We start from the raw sequence: 17,898 nt of genomic DNA on the forward strand, positions 1-17,898 counted from the left end.
GAAAGTCTATTTTGGCCAAACGTTCGTACTTTTACGATCATAGTACACTTGTTAATGTACATCACATAGAAAAACGAAGATTCGAATATGAAACAAATCAATAACCATGAAACTGACGTGGTTGTCATTGGTAGTGGTGCTGCCGGATTGAGCCTTGCACTTTCACTTGCTGAGCACTGTAGCGTTACGGTGATCAGTAAAGGGTCTTTAAAAGAAGGGTCTACACTTTATGCTCAAGGTGGCATAGCAGCTGTTTTTGATAAAAAAAATGACAGTATTGAATCGCACGTTGAAGACACGTTAGCAGCCGGCGGCGGTTTATGTGACAGGGATGCTGTGCACTACACGGCAAGTAATGCAAAAGCTTGTTTAAAATGGTTAATTGAACAAGGTGTTCCTTTCGACATGGAGTTTGATAGCAAAGGTAAAGAGCGCTATCACTTAACACGTGAAGGTGGACATAGCCACAGACGTATTCTGCATGCCGCGGATGCAACAGGTAAGGCCGTTCAAACTACCTTAGTTAGCCAAGTACAATCTCATAACAATATTAAGCTGCTTGAAAACTACAATGCCATTGATTTGGTAAAAGATACTGAGTGTGACATTCAACCTGTAAAAGGTGTCTATGTTTATAATCGCCTTGCCGACAAAGTAGAAACGATTTCTGCTAAGTTTGTTGCCCTTGCCACCGGTGGCGCGAGTAAAGTCTATCTTTATACTTCTAACCCTGATGTGTCTAGCGGTGACGGTATCGCAATGGCGTGGCGCGCTGGTTGTCGTGTTGCGAATATGGAATTTAATCAATTCCATCCAACTAGCCTCTATCACCCCGAGTTGCAAAACTTTTTGATAACAGAAGCAATGCGCGGTGAAGGTGCCCACTTAAAGCGCCCAGATGGCACGCGATTTATGCCTGATTTTGACGAGCGCGAAGAACTCGCACCGCGTGATATTGTTGCCAGAGCGATCGATTTCGAGATGAAGCGTTTAGGCGCCAATTGTGTTTATTTAGACATCTCACACAAAGACAAAGACTTTATCATTGAGCACTTTCCTACCATTTACGCAAAATGTTTGAGTGTAGGGCTAGATATTACAAAAGAGCCAATTCCTGTTGTACCAGCTGCACATTATACCTGTGGTGGTGTCATGACAGACTTTAATGGTAAGACTGATTTACAAAATCTATATGCGATTGGAGAAGTCGCTTATACAGGTCTTCATGGCGCGAACCGTATGGCGAGTAACTCATTACTTGAGTGCATTGTGTTCGCACATGCTGCAGCCAAAGATATTTTGTCCAAACTTGAAAACTCACAGGCGCCTGTTCCAATCAATCAGTGGGATGAAAGCCAAGTAGGCAATTCAGACGAAGAAGTCGTGATCACCCATAACTGGCATGAGCTAAGATTATTTATGTGGGATTATGTCGGCATAGTTCGTTCAACAAAACGCTTAGAACGAGCATTACGACGAGTTGAGCTTTTACAACAAGAGATCCAAGAATATTATGCCAACTTCAGAGTTAGTAATAACTTGTTAGAACTTAGAAACCTAGTACAAGTTGCTGAATTAATCATTCGTAGTGCCTTAGAACGTAAAGAGAGTCGTGGCTTGCACTACACACTCGACTATCCTGAACAGAGTGACAACCCTAGACCCACGGTTTTAAAACCGTAGACAAAAAGCAGTTCTCGTTCTTCAAAACCAATCCTCTTAAATGTTCGAATCATTTTTGAGGATTGGATCTTTTTCATTCAAAGCGAATCGACATATTCTTCGCCAATCTTTTTCACTCATCGAAGAAGCCAGAATTTGTATGGTTTCTGATTTTTCTTGGATAGTTCTGATTTTTAAAGATAAGACGGAAAACTGTAGTTGTGCTGAAATAATATGCCCAGATACCGCCCTTTCACTATGCACTTCGATATAATTATCTTCACAGTCAAGTAACAGTGTTCCACTAAGTGGCGTCGTATTTTGGGTAATTTTATAAAAAAGTAGAAACGCTAAAACTGCAGCGATACTAATAAACAAGAAAGAAATCAGATGCCCAGAAACGAGAAAAGTGGCAAAGCTTAAAACCGACAAGAACAGCGCTAAGACCCTGAAGTCTTGCCGGTTATCTGCAAATATGATTTTATACTTTGACACGGCCAAGTATAAACTGAACCATTTTGTTTAGCTCTGGATCTGGACACTTTTCATGGCCCATAAACCAAGCAAATAAATCAGGATCTTCCACTTCGAGTAAACGTTGAAAAATTAGTTTTTCAGGGTCAGGCAACTCGTCAAAAGCTTCTTCAACAAACGGTCCAAGCAGTACATCTAGTTCTAGCATTCCCCTTCTACAGGCCCATTTTAGTCGTGATTTTGGAAAAAGCTGAGTCATCTATAACCTCAAAGTAATTAGAATAATCTAGAGTGGTGAGTATATAAAATCAGGTAACACATTAAAATGCTACACAGCCGAAAAGTTGATATTAAGCAATGTATATCAGTAATCTTTGAGTAACTCGATAGGTAATTTGAGTTTTACAGTGATACCTTCACCTAATGTAGAGTTACACTTGATTTCCCCTTTTAAAAGCTGCGTAATCAGGTTATAGACTATATGCATACCCAAACCACATCCGCCTTGATTTCGCTTAGTGGTTACAAAAGGGTCAAACACTGCTTTAAGCATTTCAGCACTCATTCCCTTACCATTTTCGTCATAGCTCAGATGCCAAAACTCTCCGTCTTGGTGGATAGAAACTTTGATATTGCCAAAATCAACGCCTTCAAAGCCATGGATCATCGAATTGTTCAATAAATTAGTCATTACTTGATATATTGCGCCAGGGTAAGTGTGCAATTCAAAATCTTCTCCTTCTATATCTATCTCTAGTTGCTTTCCCTTTGTTAAGGGGACCAATGAATCAAATACTTCTTTTAGATAAGATTTTATAAAGATGTTTCTTGCTTGTTCGCTTGATTGGTCAACAGCAACTTGCTTGAAATTACTAATTAAGCTTTGCGCCCTATCTAAGTTCCTTAAAATCAGTGCATAACCTTGGTTTTGTTCATTGATTGCATTATCTAAATCTTGCTGCCTCAGTGACTTGTTCTCAAGCTTATACTCTATCGCTGCCAAACTTTCTTGGTTGTAAGTAAGTGCCGTCAATGCAACACCTAAAGGCGTGTTTATTTCGTGAGCAACCCCTGCAACTAAACTACCTAATGAAGCCATTTTTTCACTTTCGATCAATTCTTGTTGTGTATGTTGCAACTCCATCATCGCCTGCTCAAGTTTCTGATTCTTTTTATAAAGCTCATCGGTTCGCATAGCGACGTTGATCTCTAGTTGTTCATTTAGCTTCTGGAGTGCTTCTTGATTTTTCTTTAGTTCTGCAATGTCCTTTAATGCCCCTGCTATGCGCGTTGCTTTGCCATTCTGATCACGTTTAACGACTTTTCCTCTATCAAGTACCCAAGTCCATTGCTCAAACAAATCTTTAACCCGTATTGCTATTTCGTAGCTGTCTGTTTTACCTTCTATACATTCACGAACTTTCTCTTCAATCAATATACAATCTTTTGGATGGACGAATTGATCAAAATCGTCAATGGTCATCACTGTGCCTGCATCACCATAATCAACTTTCGAAGACACTGTGTGACGATATATTTGATTGCTATTCACATGCCAGTCCCAAAGCTCGTCACCACTGGCCCACAGTGACCACTCTAAGCGCTGCCTCAACTCTGACATTTTAATATTGTCACGAACAACTTTTTTGTATCTCTGTTGGCGGGCATAAACAACAGAGGCTATGAGGGTTAATACTAAAAAGATATAAAAGCTTTTAGAGCCAGTATTCCACCACCAAGGCGCTGCAATACTGAGTGAAAACTGATGAACTGGTGAAGCGACATTAAATCGATTAATGGTATAAGCTTCAACTATGTAGCTTCCTGGTTTGAGTTTTAATAAACTAACTTGTCTTACCCCATTTGCAAGCTTTAGCCATTGCTCGCTCAATCCAATAACACGATAATAAAACTGGTTTTGTTCTGCGCCATAGTCCAAGCTGGAATAGTTCAAAGAAATAATGTCTTGGTTATGTTTTAGACTTAGTCCCTCAGCCAGTTCAGGGGCAACTGACAATACAGAGCCCTCTGCTGGCTTAAGTGACTCGCCCAATAGCTCAATTTCGCTTACTAATAATGGCCTTGCAGAGTTATCTACATCGAGTTTTTGCGGGTAAAATTGATTGAACCCTTTCGCGCCACCAACAAACAACCGCCCATCCGGTGCCAACCAAGCGGCATTATAATTAAACTCATTATCTTGAATACCATCTGTAGGCGAAAAGTTGTGCACATTAAAGTTACTAATATCAATACGGCTAAGCCCACCACTTGTTCCAGCCCAAACGTGCCCAACACCGTCATAAATCAGACCCCAAATTGCTGTATTACTTAACCCTTCATTTTGTGCGAAAGTATGGTCGATACTAAAGTCGCTATGGATCAGCGTGATCCCTTGCTCACTGGCGACCCATACTCTGCCATAAGCATCTTGAACAAGCATGAAAACCAAATTAGATAGTAAGCCATCTGATGTATTAATCTGTTGTAGTTCATCCCCTTTATAGCGGAATAATCCATTGCCAATACTGCCAAACCAGAGCTCTTCTTTTACAACAAGTAATGAAGAAACATGAGAAGGTGCATCGAGTGAACTTGCAAAATACGGCATTAACTTACTCGTATTTTCATTAAAAAACATCAAACCCATTGTTCTTGAAGAGAGTAATAACACGCCGTCATAAAGAGTAATATCGTTAAAACTTAACTCCGGTCCATTACCAAAATCGGGCTTAAAATGGTCAAGGGTCTCTGTGTCAAATGAGAACCGAAAGACACCATTACCTCGTGTTGTTATCCATAAATCGCTGCCATGCATAAATAACTTAGTTATAAAACTGCCTTGTACAGCAACTAAAGCCTTATAAATAAATTGAGACTCGATGAACCCTTGCCCATTAAAAACATAAACACCAGCGGAGGTGCCTACCCAAACTCTATCTAGTTCATCGATGGCAAAACTGCGAGTGTCTGGCGTCGATAAAGGCGAATCTGGATAGTTATCTGTACTAACATGTCCAAATGACTCACTGAGTTGGCTAAAAAAATGTAGCCCTCGTGTTTCTGTACCAATCCAAATGCCTTTATTTTCATCTCTCATTACTGACAAAATATTATTATCTTGTAGGCCATTTGCTTGCTGACGCTTATACCAATGATTCAGCAAAGTGCCATCGAAATGGAATAGATAAACACCGTTATTTGTCGCCAGTAATATTTCATTGCTCGAAAGATACAAGTTATTTAGGGTGATGTTCGAGACCTCAGCAAACGTTTTAGACCATAAAACTCTGCTGTATAACAAATCATAAACTATCAGCTCTTCACTTTTCGTCAGCAGGAATACTCTTTGCCCCCTAACCTTGAGCATCTTGAACTCACCTTCGAATAGCAATAGCGACTGTTGCTGCTCGTTAATTTTCATTAAACCTTTGTCGGTAAGATAATAAATATTGTTATTTTGTGTCTCTGGTGAGCGAATGAAATTGCCAACAACGGGAGAGCGGCTTACTTCTAATGTACTTTTATTAATTTGATAACTTTCACCGTTGGCGGTCGACACCAACACATGAGCACTTTGACAAGTTAAATCATTCACTCTGTCAGAGGTTATCGCGTCATAGTCACTTGCCAAAAAAGAATGAAACCGGCCATTTTGCGTATTGTATCGACTTAACCCTGTGTGTGTGCCTACCCATACATCTTGATCACTGATACAAATGTCGGTGATGAAACCACCAGAGAGGCTATTTTTATCTTGCTGCTTTGGTTGAAACTGTTTGAATTCATGGCCATCGAATCTATTCAAGCCCGCTTGGGTACCCACCCAAATATAACCAAACTGATCTTGAGCTAGCGCTGTAATAGAGCTTTGCGTAAGGCCTGCACTATAATCGTAAGAACGCATGATCTGAGCCGTATCGGTAAACTGCGGCACAGCCAGTACCAATTGACTAGAAAAAAGCAGAAATAGAAAAGATAGAATTGTCGCTCTCATACCCTGCCATCAAACACACCAAAGTGTTTTAAATATAGCAAAGCTATTAAAACTCACTAAAAAATAAACAAGTTTTTAGAGTTCGAAATCGCTTTTTGACCCGTCAGCATGCAACAGGTAGTAGCCTGCGAGTTTGTTGTTTTCAAGCTCAATAAGACTGATTGCAGCGTGAGATAAAAGATAAGGTGAGCGCAGATGCTCAGAGCGACAAAGATGCTTGGTCACTTTCATTTGCCAACGTTTAGTAAAAAAGTTGAGCGGGCTCCATCTCGCGTATAAAAATGAGTCTAAATGATCAAAACACTTCAACAGGGTTTTAGGGAATTCATTTTTAATCCCTGATGCAGTTAATTGCCAAATACGGTTATCGTGTTGACCAAAGCGTGCTTGCACAGAAAAACAAAACGAATAATGTACGTCGCCCGATAAAATAATAGTTTCTATCGGCGTATCACTTCGCCTAAAAATATCCATTAGCTTTCTTGCCGCGCCTTCATGTGCCATCCAGTTCTCAACATCGACCACCAAAGGGTGACCACAGGCGTTAAAAATGGCTTGCACCGCTTCAATGGCTTTTACCCCAAATACTGGTGCAGGAGACACTATAATTGTTTCTTTTTGATGCTGAAGCTGAGTTTGCAGAAACATCAGCATTTCCCAGTCCATTAAGCCACTGGGCTCATTAAAGTCTTGCTCATTACGCCAACGGTGAGTTCTTGTATCTAATACAACTAGCTTCGGCGTTGTTTCAAGACAGTAATGCCAGTTATCGAACTGATGAATGTGCGTATCAAATTCTGTCAGATGCCACTCACTTGACTTTAGACTAGAGCTGAAGTGAGTTAAAAGTGATTTAGACATTGAAACTGCGTCATTACCAAGCCCTTGGAAGAGCCAATAAGACAACAAACCATTGCTGATAATTCGTTGACTGGCAGGGTTAGACGAAATGTTTTGTTCCCATTGAGCGGTTAAATTCCAATCGTCGGTAACATCATGATCGTCAAACATCATTAAAGTTGAGATGTTAGCAAATAACCTTGCAACCTTTGGTAAACTCTTTACAAACCCCTTTAGGCTGTTTTTTTGTAATTCATATAACTCAGTTTGTTTGGCGTTGGTAGTTTTAAAATGTGCTTTTTCAAAATCAAATAACCGCCAGCACGCTTCACTATGCGCCAATAAATAATAAGCAACAAACTCTTCTAAATAAACAAGGTGATTGACTGCATGCGCGCTGGTGAAGTGTGGGTCATCTTTGCGAAGCCAATATCCTAAACTGCGTTTTGAACGCTCTTGCCATGGTGTTTTTGGTAAGTACGGCGTTCTTGCAAATAATTGCTCTGATAAATTACCAGGTAAATTTATATATTCAGTTCGGGCTTCTTTGAACAAACCGAGTTGCTCAATAACAGCATAGATGGCTTGAAGCATTGACCCAGCCACATCATCGGCATAGATTTGATCGCCAGAAAGCAATAATAATGTTGGTGCTGTTGTTTCATTGAGTCTCGCCTGAGAAAGCGTTTCATCTGCACTCGCCAGCGAATCTTCAACAGGATAATGCGGGTTACGGCAAGAGCCGTGTAATACCTGCTTTAAAACATTTGGGATCACAAACTCAGGCATATTGGCATGAGGGTAACAATAAGCTGACAAATCCGTTTTAATCTCATCGAGATACAACGTATAGCCTATTGCTGTATCATAAATAAACTCACCACTTTTTGGTTTCACATTCACTATGTAGAAAAAACAATGCTTCCCCAGTGGTATTTCGAGTACTTCGTTTTCAACCTCTGTACCTGTAAACTCAAAACGTACAGCCCGAGGCATTGAGGTAACAAGTTGCAAACACACATTACTAGCCTCAGCCCGACGAATCATCGGGCCAAGTAAAAGTTCTGGAAGATCTGTGTTTACAACTGACATAACGATTATTTGCGCTTGGCTAAGCTAAATAGATCATAGAAGTTTTTGGTTGTTGCCGTTGCGAGTTCTTTGTATGTGATGCCTTTCAAGTCAGCAATATAATAAGCAACATCTTGCACATAAGCAGGTTGGTTAGTTTTGCCACGATAAGGCACTGGCGCAAGGTAAGGTGAGTCAGTTTCGATAAGTAATCTATCTAGTGGTATTTGCTTCACCACCTCTTTTAACTCAACCGCATTTTTAAATGTCACAATACCTGAAATTGAAATATAAAAACCTAAATCTAGTGCTTGCTTTGCCATGCTCCAATCTTCTGTAAAACAATGCAAAACACCACCGCATTTATCGGCACCATGGGCTTTCATTAGATCTATGGTATCAGTTCGGGCATCTCGGGTATGAATGATCAGCGGCTTTTGTAGTTCATTAGCCACCTCAATATGTCCAATAAAACTCTCTTGTTGTACAGAATGCGAGTCTTTTGAGTAGTAATAATCTAAGCCCGTTTCGCCAATCGCAACCACTTTATCATGTTGCGCCAATGACAATAGCTGACTTTTATCCAAGGCTTGATCTTGGTTTAAAGGGTGCACACCACATGAGACTGAAATATCATCAAATGCTCGTACCTTTTCTAGCATACTCGGGAATTGTTCAAGTGTGACGCTCACACATAAAAAGTGCTCGACTTGCTTTTGTCTTGCCGCATCTAAAGCTTCTGGGAGTGATAAACCAAGTTTATCAAAATCTAATCTATCTAAATGGCAGTGCGAATCTACAATCATAACAACTCTTACATGGTGTAGGTGGGTTTTTCTGAATTAAGTGCTGTCCCCAGCAACTTTATGATTTTATCGTTGACTGTTTCATTCCCCTCAGAAAAGCCAACGCCCACGCCTGGTGGATTTGAATTTTGCGCACCTTGCGGTGTTATCCATACAACTTTGCCTTCAATGACATCTTCTTCTAATGCATCTGGCAAAGTCACGCGCAACGATAAAGGCTGCCCCATATCAAAACGAGAATTAGTTTTAACAAACAAGCCGCCGTGCTTTAATGCGGGCATATAACAACGATATAACTCGTCAAAATCTTCAAAATCTAGAAGTAAAACTTGCATAGTGCTCCCCTACTGCAAAGCCTGTTTTAGCGCTGTAAATAACTTAAGCAAGGCTAATTGTAAATTCAAGCCTGGGATCTGTTGATGATCCTTTATAAAGTCAGCCAAAGCATGTTGTGCGACTGTTATTTTCAAGAAGTCAGCACCATTGTATAAACCTTGCTTTATTCGCCCTTGAACAAAGCGCCCCATTTCATTTACCAATTCTGGCGATTTTACCAATAATTCAACACATTGCGAAACATCAGTCGTATGATTGAGTGTTTCAATACTATGGAATAATTGGTTAATTTGTTCAACTTGACCCGTTTCAAACCAATGCTTAATTTTCAAAGGTTGTGATATAAACAAGTTAATCCATGGCTGTTCACCGTAGTCACCTAATTGCTGCGTCAACCAAGCCCTAACTTGCTGCTCAGATTGAACCGCTATATTGCTCTTTGCACAGCGACTTACAATCGTCGCTGGCAATTGCGCGACATCATCACAAGTTAAAATCAAAAAGCGTTTTGCGTTTGGCTCTTCAAGTGTTTTCAGCAATGCATTGGCCGCTGAATGCGTCATTTTATGCGCTTGGTGAACAATAACTACTTTGTTACCACCTTGCTGCGCCGAATGATAGATGAAATCGGCGATTGCTCTTATTTCATCGACACCTAAGGTCGCCCCCTCAGAGCTGACAAGCAGTTTATCAGGGTGAGTTTGTGCTGCAATTAAGGCACAACTTTTACATTGGCCACATGCCAAAAGCTCTGAAGTATTTTCACACAAGATGGCATCAGCTAGCCCCTTTGCTAATGCTAACTTGCCTACTCCTTGCAACCCAGCAAGCAGCTGAGCATGATGAAAGCGACCCGCTTTAAAGCTCGTATTGAGCTGTTGCCAAGGACGCTCTAACCAAGGCATCATCACAAATTAACCTGCTGATAAAAGTTTTCTAATGCCGCCAAAATATCAGCATGCACTTTATCCATCGCTTGCTCTGCGTTTATGACCACGCAGTTTTCATCCGATTCTGCTAATGCTAAATAACGAGCGCGAGTTTTTTCGAAAAACTCAATCGCCTCTAACTCAATTCTATCGAGCTCTCCACGCCCACGTGCGCGTGATAAACCCACCTCTGGTGAAATGTCTAGATATAAGGTGAGATCGGGTTTTAAACCTTGTAATACAATATCAGAAAGACTGTTCAATGTTGCTTGAGATAAACCTCTGCCACCACCTTGGTAAGCTTGTGAAGACATGTCATGTCTGTCACCCAGTACCCACTTGTTGGCGGCAAGGCTAGGTCTGATCACATTATGCAGTAACTGCGCTCGTGCAGCGTACATAATAAGTAGCTCAGTTTCACCTGCCACTTCTTCTTCATACTGGTTTTTAACAAGCGTTCTAAGTGCTTCAGCCATTGGCGTGCCACCCGGCTCTCGGGTGTTAATAAAGTCAATTTGCTTATCTGCAAGAAACTGTTGGCAAATTTGCATTGCTGTTGATTTACCAGCCCCTTCAAGGCCTTCAATCACAATAAATTTAGCTGTCATTACTTCTCTTTAAAATATACTGTCTTACGGCCTTATTATGATCCGTTAAGTTTTTAGAAAACTGATGCTGGCCGTTGCCTTTGGCAACAAAATAATAGTAATCAGTTGTATCAGGTTGTGTCGCCGCTATGATTGCCTCTTTTGATGGCATGGCAATGGGTGTTGGCGGCAAACCATTTATTCTGTATGTATTATAAGGCGTATGCTCTTTTAAATCTTTGCGTTTAATATCGCCATCAAATCGTTCACCCAATCCATAAATTACCGTAGGATCAGTTTGCAAACGCATTTTCTTATTGAGTCGATTAATAAACACTGAAGCGATTTTTTTGCGCTCTCCAGCGTAACCCGTTTCTTTCTCAATGATCGATGCCAATATTAGCGCCTCATAAGCATTTTGCAGTGGCAAATTAGCCATTCGATTTTCCCAAACTTGCGCGAGTTCTGTTTTCATTGCCTCATGTGCGCGTGTCACAATCGACAACGCGCTGTCGTTTGCATGATAAAAATAAGTTTCGGGTAGTAACCAGCCTTCCGCATAGTTAGTCACTTCTAATTGCTCTGAAAGCTTTGCCTCGTCAATATTATATTGTATGAAAGCGGCTGATTTGAGCTTGTTGAGGACCATTTTTAAAGTGTCACCTTCGATCACAGTAAAACTAAACTGTTTTTGCTGACCTTGGTGAATTTTGTCAATGGTCTCTAACACGGTTAAATTTTGTAACTCATATAAGCCTGGTTTTAGCGAAGTATTTGCAGGATATAACTTGGTATATACTTGCAGTGCAAAACACGAATCAATATTACCTTTCGCTAACCACTCATTACAAAGTCGATGAACACCTGTACCACGTTTCACTTCGAACAGCTCAGGGAGATTTGTCAGTTGTAACTGCTTAAAGTGTGTTATTTGCTGTTGAATAAATATGGCAGCGAATAACATCAAGAGCACAAAGACTGCGGTTATCTTCCTAAGCATGTAAGGAACTCATTAAACTCTGTTTGACGATTAAGGCTACTTCAAGCTCAAACTGTTTTGTATCTAATTGAATAATTGGCACTAACTCCATCAAACTATTACAAGTGAACAACGCATCCATATCAGTCCAAAAACCAATACTTTCTTCAACTTCAGTAATGGTATTTACTTGCTGTAATGCACTAAGGTAAACACCTTTTATTCCTGCCTTAGACAATTTTGGCGTAAAAAAATCACCATTTTTAAAACCAATCAAATTTCCTGCTGATGTTTCAATAACTTGATTATGAATGTCTAACACTACCACATCATGGCTGTCAGTAAACTGCTTGGCATCTTGTTTAATCAGCACTTGTTCGAGTCTATTCAATGTTTTTAAGCCAGCCAACAATGGTTGATGACCTAGTTTTACGTTTGAAGTGCTTACTTTGATCCCATCAGCCTGCCAGTCAGCATAATGCATTGGAAAAGGAAGGATGGAAACAATCGCATTTAGGCTTGGCTCGTCAGGCGCTTGGTAACCCCGTCCTCCCTCACCTCTGGTGATAACCACTTTTAATACGGCTAATTCATGCTCTAACGCATGCTTTTCACAATCGAGTTGCAACTGTTGCCAATCAATTTTTGGAAAATGGAGTGCTTTGGCACATGATTGCAGGCGTGTGAGATGTAAGTCCCAGTGTTCGGCTTTGCCAAATTTGATGGCTGCAGTAGTAAAGAAGCCATCGCCATATTGGAAGCCGCGGTCTTGAGGTGTGATTGCAGTTGTTATTTTTAAGCTCATTTTAATCACAAAAAAGCCCGGCATTGCCAGGCTTTCTTTAGTAGTTTTTCGCCGTATTTAAGGATTATACCTTTTTAAATAGCAACGAGCCATTGGTTCCACCAAAACCAAATGAGTTACATAAAGCGTACTCAAGTTTTGCGTCACGACCTGTGTGAGCAATATAATCTAGATCGCACCCTTCATCTGGGTTATCTAGGTTAATGGTCGGTGATACTTTTTGGTCATGTAACGATAGCGCAGTGATAATTGACTCAACAGAGCCCGCAGCACCTAATAGGTGACCCATCATTGATTTAGATGAACCAACCATCACTTTATCAGCAGCGGCACCGAAAATAGACTTAACCGCTTGCGTTTCAGCCTTGTCGCCCGCATGCGTTGAAGTACCGTGTGCGTTGATATAGCCCACTTCTTCTGCGTTTACACCCGCGTCTTTAAGGGCATTTTCCATCGCAAGCGCTGCACCTGAGCCATCTTCAGGTGGTGACGTCATGTGGAATGCATCGCCACTCATACCAAAGCCAACAAGCTCGGCATAAATTTTTGCGCCGCGTGCTTTTGCATGTTCGTACTCTTCAAGTACCATCACGCCTGCACCATCCGCAAGTACAAAACCATCACGGTCTTTGTCCCAAGGACGAGAAGCAGCTTGTGGATCGTCATTACGTGTTGAAAGTGCACGTGCTGCACTAAAACCACCCATACCAATTGGTGTAGATGCTTTTTCCGCACCACCTGCAACCATCGCATCTGCATCACCATAGGCAATCATGCGCGCGGCATGGCCGATGTTATGCAAACCGGTTGTACAAGCAGTAACGATTGAAATATTTGGACCTCTCAAGCCATGCATGATAGACAAGTGACCAGAGATCATATTGATAATTGTCGAAGGTACATAAAACGGTGACAGCTTACGTGGGCCACTATTGAGTAGTTTTACATGGTTTTCTTCGATTAATGTTAAACCACCGATACCTGAACCTACAGCTACACCTACACGTGCTGCATTTTCGTCAGTGATTTCAAGACCTGAGTCTTTTAAAGCTTGAACCCCTGCTGCAACACCATATTGGATAAACAAGTCCATTTTTTTGGCTTCCTTCTTAGGCATGTACTCAGTGACATCAAAGTCATTGATCAGACCTGCGAATTTAGTTCCAAAATTTGTGGTATCAAAGTGCGTGATGTTAGAAATGCCACTTTGGCCTTCTAGTAAGCCTTGCCAGGTTGATGCAACATCATTGCCTAGCGGCGTCAACATACCTAAGCCAGTTACTACGACTCGACGTTTAGCCACGGTTTCCTCCAAAAGGGATTGATTATTTTTATGAGGGGGTAGAAAAGACTAAGGGCAGCGAATGCTGCCCCAAGTGATACGTTTGATTACTCAGCGTGAGCAGTAACGTAGTCGATCGCTGCTTGAACAGTAGTGATTTTCTCTGCTTCTTCGTCAGGGATCTCAGTGTCGAATTCTTCTTCTAGAGCCATTACTAGCTCAACAGTGTCTAGAGAGTCAGCACCTAAGTCGTCTACGAAAGACGCTTCGTTTTTAACTTCTTCTTCTTTAACACCTAGTTGCTCAACAATGATTTTCGTTACGCGTTCTTGGATATCGCTCATTCTTCTTTCCTTTATTAAAACGCATTTGCGTTATTTTCAGATTGCGGCGTAGTGTACGGCGCATAATTCTGTGTTTCAAGGATTTGCTCAGATATTTTGATCTGGTCAAACCTGTTATAAATTAATTTATACTTTTATCGCTTATTTTGATAGCAATTTCAAGTAAGATTGCAGCAAGATCACAAAAAATTAATTGAATCTTTTTTATGATTTACAGCAATTAAACCATGTACATCGCACCATTTACGTGCAAAGTCTCACCTGATACGTACGCAGCCGCATCAGACGCTAAATAACATACAGCAGCTGCGATTTCTTCAGGCTGACCTAAACGACCTGCAGGCACGTTAGCAAGTGTTGCTGCTTTTTGCTCGTCAGTTAACTCATCAGTCATGTCGGTTTGAATAAAACCTGGTGCAACAACGTTCACTGTAATACCACGAGAAGCCACTTCACGTGCTAGAGATTTAGAAAAACCAATTACACCCGCTTTTGCAGCTGCGTAGTTTGCTTGACCTGCATTACCCATTGTGCCCACAACAGAACCAATGTTAATGATACGCCCAGCTTTTTTCTTCATCATAGGACGAAGAACCGCTTTAGAAAGACGGTAGATAGAGCTTAGGTTGGTATCAATGATATCGTTCCACTCATCGTCTTTCATACGCATAAGTAGGTTATCACGTGTGATACCAGCGTTGTTAACAAGTACATCAATATCACCAAAATCAGCTTTAATTGCCGCTAACGTTGCTGTGATTGAATCAGCATCCGTCACGTTTAGCGCGTAACCTTTGCCGTTTTCGCCTAAATATTCACTAATTCTTTCAGCGCCAGATTCGCTCGTCGCAGTACCCGCAACAATCGCACCTTGTGCAACTAGTGCATTAGCAACAGATTTACCGATACCACGGCTTGCACCTGTCACTAAAACAATTTTACCTTCTAATGAAAATAGATTGCTCATTATTTATCTCTTCTTATTTAGCAGACTCAATTGCTGCTGCATCGTTCACAGATGCACATGCAATTGACTTATCAATACGTTTAACTAAGCCACTCAGTACTTTACCTGGGCCGAACTCATAACTCTGTGTAATACCTAGCTTTGCAAGTTCTTGAACTGTTTCAGTCCAACGAACAGGACTGTAAAGCTGACGCACTAGCGCATCTTTAATCGCTGCCGCTTCTGTTTCAATGGCAACATCAACGTTATTGATCACGCTTGATTTCGGTGCATTGAATGCAAGAGCTTCTAAATCAGCAGCAAGTTTTTCTGCTGCAGGCTTCATTAGTTCACAGTGAGAAGGCACGCTTACAGCCAGTGGAAGTGCGCGTTTTGCGCCTGCTTCTTTACAAGCTTCAGATGCTTTTTCTACAGCTTCTTTATGACCTGCAATGACAACCTGACCAGGAGAGTTATAGTTAACTGGCGCAACCACTTGCTCACCCGAAAGCTCAGTACAAATTGCTTGGATTTTGTCGTCATCAAGACCGATAATAGCAGCCATTGAACCTACACCTGCTGGTACGGCTTCTTGCATGTATAGACCTCGGTTCTCAACCAATTTTACGGCTTCAGCAAGACTTACTACACCTGCACACACCAAAGCTGAGTACTCACCTAGGCTGTGACCAGCTAGAACAGTCTCAACTTCTGCATTGCTTGCTAACCATTCACGGTAAACAGCAACGCTCGCAGTTAGTAATGCAGGTTGTGTACGATGAGTTTGATTTAGTTCTTCAGCTGGACCGTTAACAACTAGATTTGCTAAGTCATAACCCAGCGCTTCTGATGCTTCTGCAAATGTTGCTTTTACAATTTCTGATGATTCAAGTAACTCTGCAAGCATGCCAACTGCTTGCGAGCCTTGACCTGGGAATAAAAGTGCAATTTTCTGTGACATATAATGCTCTTTATAATAATAGTTATGCCACCCTCACCCCAAGTCAGTGATGTTCGAGGGACGATGGCGAGTGTTCTTCATCTAATGTAATTTGTTCGAAGGTCGCTTCTATTTTTTCAGGAACCTGTTTTTCAACTTCTCTGATTGCTTCTTCGATTGCAGCAAGAAACGCCTTGTTCGAAGCATTTCCGTGACTTTTCACAACAATACCACGCAATCCTACCAGACTTGCACCGTTATACTGGTCGGGGTTCACCCTTCTATAGAGTTTTTTTATGATTGGGCTAAGTAATACGGCTAATAATCGGTAGAAAAAACGTTTTTTCAACGCTTTTGTAAACTTATACATAATAAGTTTAGCAATGCCTTCACATGTTTTTAGAGCGACATTTCCCACAAACCCCTCACAAACGACAACATCGGCCTTACCAGAAAACATATCGCTGCCTTCACAAAACCCCGTGTAGTTAATATAAGGCGTTGCCTTCATCATATTCGCGGCTTCTTTAATTGTGTCATTGCCTTTAATGTCTTCAGAGCCAATGTTAAGTAAACAGACTTTTGGTCTATCTCCTTTGCATGTCTCACCAGCAACAATGCTGCCCATAATACCAAACTGAAACAAAGTCTGTGCATCACAATGCACATTAGCACCCAGATCCAGTAAATAGACAGGTTGTTTTTTTTCTGTAGGTACAGCAGAAATGAGTGCAGGTCGTTTGATGCCGGGTAGCATTTTTAGTACAAAGTGCGCTATCAGTAAAAGTGCACCAGTATTGCCTGAACTAACGCAAGCTTGTGCTTGTTTGTTTTTTACTAAATCTAAAGCGATACGCATTGAAGAGTCTTTCTTGTTTCGAAGTGCTTGCGCAGGTTCGCAATTATTAGAAACAACTTCACTACAGTGCTTAATGATCAATCGTGGGTGTGTGTCTGCTTTGTGTTTTCTTAAAGCGTCAGCAATGGAATTTTCATCGCCGCAAAGAAGCAATGTAAGATTAGGATATTTATTTACCGCAGAAATGGCGGCTGGAATAGATGAACGGGGGCCGTAATCGCCCCCCATCATATCTAACGCAATGGTTAGATGAGTCAGCATAAAAGCAATCTCTTATTTAGAAATTACTTTTTCGCCTTTGTAGTAACCATCAGCAGTCACGTGGTGACGAAGATGAGTCTCACCAGAAACCTGATCTACAGTTAGAGCTGGTCCACTGATTGCGTCGTGTGAACGGCGCATGCCACGTCTTGCGCGAGACTTTTTGCTTTTTTGTACAGCCATTAGCCTTCTCCTAAGAATCTTTCTTAAGTTGTTTTAAAATTTCAAATGGATTTGGTTTGCTCTCTGTTGCGACTACTTCACCAAAGCTCGCAGGCTCTTCGGAATAAGCGCAAGATGCTTCGTCGTGAGTTGGCACTATAGGAATCGCTAAAATAAGCTCGTCTTCTATAAGTTGACGAAGATTTATTTCACCTTCTTCATCCAGTTCAACCACATCGTAGCAATCAGGAAGATGGTCCGACTCATCACCCGCTTTAACCGGTGAATAAGCAAAGTCATGTTCCAAATCCAACCCTAAATCTCCATTACAACGCTGACAAATAACGGTCAGATGTGCACGGAAAGAACCGCGAATTACAACCAACCCTTGTTCATCATTACTGCAATGAATGTCTACCGCTATTTCACCAGTTTGATCTTGCACAACTTGCTCTAAGCGAGAAAGTTCTTCAAGCTGAACAACGCCGTCATAACTAAGTCTGCGTTGAGCTGCTCTGCAAGGATCAAGAGTGATGGGAATTTTCACCTTTTGCATAGGGGCTGCATCATATAGATAGTTAATGTTTTAGTCAAAATAAAAATCAAAGTTTCCTTTGT

18 protein-coding genes are annotated in these 17,898 nt (G+C 41.2%); 1 reads left to right on the forward strand and 17 read right to left on the reverse strand.

The window, feature by feature from the left end; all coding sequences use genetic code 11:
- The first annotated feature begins 87 nt into the window (after positions 1-87).
- Positions 88-1,683, forward strand: coding sequence for an L-aspartate oxidase (gene nadB, locus ABMY35_RS10525; RefSeq protein ID WP_349286164.1), 1,596 nt, complete (start codon positions 88-90; stop codon positions 1,681-1,683).
- A 36-nt stretch (positions 1,684-1,719) separates the two neighbouring features.
- On the opposite strand, the gene ABMY35_RS10530 is transcribed toward nadB, so the two are convergent.
- The 17 genes from ABMY35_RS10530 to yceD form a co-directional block, all read right to left on the reverse strand.
- Positions 1,720-2,157 carry a hypothetical protein gene (locus tag ABMY35_RS10530; RefSeq protein ID WP_349286165.1) on the reverse strand — a complete coding sequence of 146 codons (438 nt, stop codon included), beginning with the start codon at positions 2,155-2,157 and terminating at the stop codon, positions 1,720-1,722.
- Positions 2,144-2,395, reverse strand: coding sequence for a succinate dehydrogenase assembly factor 2 (locus ABMY35_RS10535; RefSeq protein WP_349286166.1), 252 nt, complete (start codon positions 2,393-2,395; stop codon positions 2,144-2,146). Before ABMY35_RS10535 ends, ABMY35_RS10530 begins: the two co-directional genes overlap by 14 nt.
- Positions 2,396-2,500: 105 nt before the next feature.
- Positions 2,501-6,133, reverse strand: a complete 3,633-nt coding sequence (locus ABMY35_RS10540; RefSeq protein WP_349286167.1) for a two-component regulator propeller domain-containing protein — start codon at positions 6,131-6,133, stop codon at positions 2,501-2,503.
- Between the two features lie 75 nt (positions 6,134-6,208).
- Positions 6,209-8,065 carry a metallophosphatase gene (locus ABMY35_RS10545; protein ID WP_349286168.1) on the reverse strand — a complete coding sequence of 619 codons (1,857 nt, stop codon included), beginning with the start codon at positions 8,063-8,065 and terminating at the stop codon, positions 6,209-6,211.
- Between the two features lie 5 nt (positions 8,066-8,070).
- Complete coding sequence (locus ABMY35_RS10550; protein ID WP_349286169.1) at positions 8,071-8,850, reverse strand: YchF/TatD family DNA exonuclease; 780 nt, start codon at positions 8,848-8,850, stop codon at positions 8,071-8,073.
- Between the two features lie 8 nt (positions 8,851-8,858).
- A complete protein-coding gene (locus ABMY35_RS10555; protein WP_058030124.1) occupies positions 8,859-9,185 on the reverse strand; it encodes a PilZ domain-containing protein in 327 nt (108 codons plus the stop codon).
- Between the two features lie 9 nt (positions 9,186-9,194).
- A complete protein-coding gene (gene holB, locus ABMY35_RS10560; RefSeq protein WP_349286170.1) occupies positions 9,195-10,094 on the reverse strand; it encodes a DNA polymerase III subunit delta' in 900 nt (299 codons plus the stop codon).
- Positions 10,094-10,723: a dTMP kinase gene (tmk, locus tag ABMY35_RS10565; protein WP_349286171.1), complete on the reverse strand. Its 630-nt coding sequence runs from the start codon at positions 10,721-10,723 to the stop codon at positions 10,094-10,096. The genes holB and tmk overlap by 1 nt, the downstream gene beginning before the upstream one ends.
- On the reverse strand, positions 10,713-11,702 hold the full coding sequence (mltG, locus tag ABMY35_RS10570) for an endolytic transglycosylase MltG (RefSeq protein ID WP_349286172.1): 990 nt from the start codon (positions 11,700-11,702) through the stop codon (positions 10,713-10,715). The genes tmk and mltG overlap by 11 nt, the downstream gene beginning before the upstream one ends.
- Positions 11,695-12,510, reverse strand: a complete 816-nt coding sequence (gene pabC / locus ABMY35_RS10575) for an aminodeoxychorismate lyase (protein WP_349286173.1) — start codon at positions 12,508-12,510, stop codon at positions 11,695-11,697. Before pabC ends, mltG begins: the two co-directional genes overlap by 8 nt.
- A gap of 40 nt (positions 12,511-12,550) precedes the next feature.
- A complete protein-coding gene (fabF, locus tag ABMY35_RS10580) occupies positions 12,551-13,789 on the reverse strand; it encodes a beta-ketoacyl-ACP synthase II (protein ID WP_349286174.1) in 1,239 nt (412 codons plus the stop codon).
- An 86-nt stretch (positions 13,790-13,875) separates the two neighbouring features.
- Positions 13,876-14,112, reverse strand: coding sequence for an acyl carrier protein (gene acpP / locus ABMY35_RS10585; RefSeq protein WP_058030130.1), 237 nt, complete (start codon positions 14,110-14,112; stop codon positions 13,876-13,878).
- A 220-nt stretch (positions 14,113-14,332) separates the two neighbouring features.
- Entirely contained in the window at positions 14,333-15,079 is a 747-nt protein-coding gene (fabG, locus tag ABMY35_RS10590) for a 3-oxoacyl-ACP reductase FabG (protein ID WP_349286175.1), read from the reverse strand.
- Positions 15,080-15,092: 13 nt separating this feature from the next.
- The gene (gene fabD, locus ABMY35_RS10595) at positions 15,093-16,019 is read right to left on the reverse strand and encodes an ACP S-malonyltransferase (RefSeq protein WP_349286176.1); all 927 of its coding nucleotides are present in this window, start codon (positions 16,017-16,019) and stop codon (positions 15,093-15,095) included.
- A 43-nt stretch (positions 16,020-16,062) separates the two neighbouring features.
- Entirely contained in the window at positions 16,063-17,118 is a 1,056-nt protein-coding gene (plsX, locus tag ABMY35_RS10600; protein ID WP_349286177.1) for a phosphate acyltransferase PlsX, read from the reverse strand.
- A 12-nt stretch (positions 17,119-17,130) separates the two neighbouring features.
- The gene (rpmF, locus tag ABMY35_RS10605; protein WP_058030134.1) at positions 17,131-17,301 is read right to left on the reverse strand and encodes a 50S ribosomal protein L32; all 171 of its coding nucleotides are present in this window, start codon (positions 17,299-17,301) and stop codon (positions 17,131-17,133) included.
- Between the two features lie 10 nt (positions 17,302-17,311).
- Positions 17,312-17,836: a 23S rRNA accumulation protein YceD gene (gene yceD, locus ABMY35_RS10610; RefSeq protein WP_058030135.1), complete on the reverse strand. Its 525-nt coding sequence runs from the start codon at positions 17,834-17,836 to the stop codon at positions 17,312-17,314.
- Positions 17,837-17,898: the final 62 nt, after the last annotated feature.

Origin of the sequence: Pseudoalteromonas sp. BZB3 (genome assembly GCF_040104455.1) — a bacterium.
Classification (GTDB): Bacteria; Pseudomonadota; Gammaproteobacteria; order Enterobacterales; family Alteromonadaceae; genus Pseudoalteromonas.

Coding starts and splice junctions, on each gene's coding strand:
- rpmF (WP_058030134.1), bottom strand. CDS start 17,301: ATGGCTGTACAAAAAAGCAAAAAGTCTCGCGCAAGACGTGGCATGCGC.
- acpP (WP_058030130.1), bottom strand. CDS start 14,112: ATGAGCGATATCCAAGAACGCGTAACGAAAATCATTGTTGAGCAACTA.
- ABMY35_RS10550 (WP_349286169.1), bottom strand. CDS start 8,850: ATGATTGTAGATTCGCACTGCCATTTAGATAGATTAGATTTTGATAAA.
- ABMY35_RS10545 (WP_349286168.1), bottom strand. CDS start 8,065: ATGTCAGTTGTAAACACAGATCTTCCAGAACTTTTACTTGGCCCGATG.
- tmk (WP_349286171.1), bottom strand. CDS start 10,723: ATGACAGCTAAATTTATTGTGATTGAAGGCCTTGAAGGGGCTGGTAAA.
- fabG (WP_349286175.1), bottom strand. CDS start 15,079: ATGAGCAATCTATTTTCATTAGAAGGTAAAATTGTTTTAGTGACAGGT.
- fabD (WP_349286176.1), bottom strand. CDS start 16,019: ATGTCACAGAAAATTGCACTTTTATTCCCAGGTCAAGGCTCGCAAGCA.
- pabC (WP_349286173.1), bottom strand. CDS start 12,510: ATGCCGGGCTTTTTTGTGATTAAAATGAGCTTAAAAATAACAACTGCA.
- plsX (WP_349286177.1), bottom strand. CDS start 17,118: ATGCTGACTCATCTAACCATTGCGTTAGATATGATGGGGGGCGATTAC.
- holB (WP_349286170.1), bottom strand. CDS start 10,094: ATGATGCCTTGGTTAGAGCGTCCTTGGCAACAGCTCAATACGAGCTTT.
- ABMY35_RS10555 (WP_058030124.1), bottom strand. CDS start 9,185: ATGCAAGTTTTACTTCTAGATTTTGAAGATTTTGACGAGTTATATCGT.
- ABMY35_RS10535 (WP_349286166.1), bottom strand. CDS start 2,395: ATGACTCAGCTTTTTCCAAAATCACGACTAAAATGGGCCTGTAGAAGG.
- yceD (WP_058030135.1), bottom strand. CDS start 17,836: ATGCAAAAGGTGAAAATTCCCATCACTCTTGATCCTTGCAGAGCAGCT.
- ABMY35_RS10540 (WP_349286167.1), bottom strand. CDS start 6,133: ATGAGAGCGACAATTCTATCTTTTCTATTTCTGCTTTTTTCTAGTCAA.
- nadB (WP_349286164.1), top strand. CDS start 88: ATGAAACAAATCAATAACCATGAAACTGACGTGGTTGTCATTGGTAGT.
- mltG (WP_349286172.1), bottom strand. CDS start 11,702: ATGCTTAGGAAGATAACCGCAGTCTTTGTGCTCTTGATGTTATTCGCT.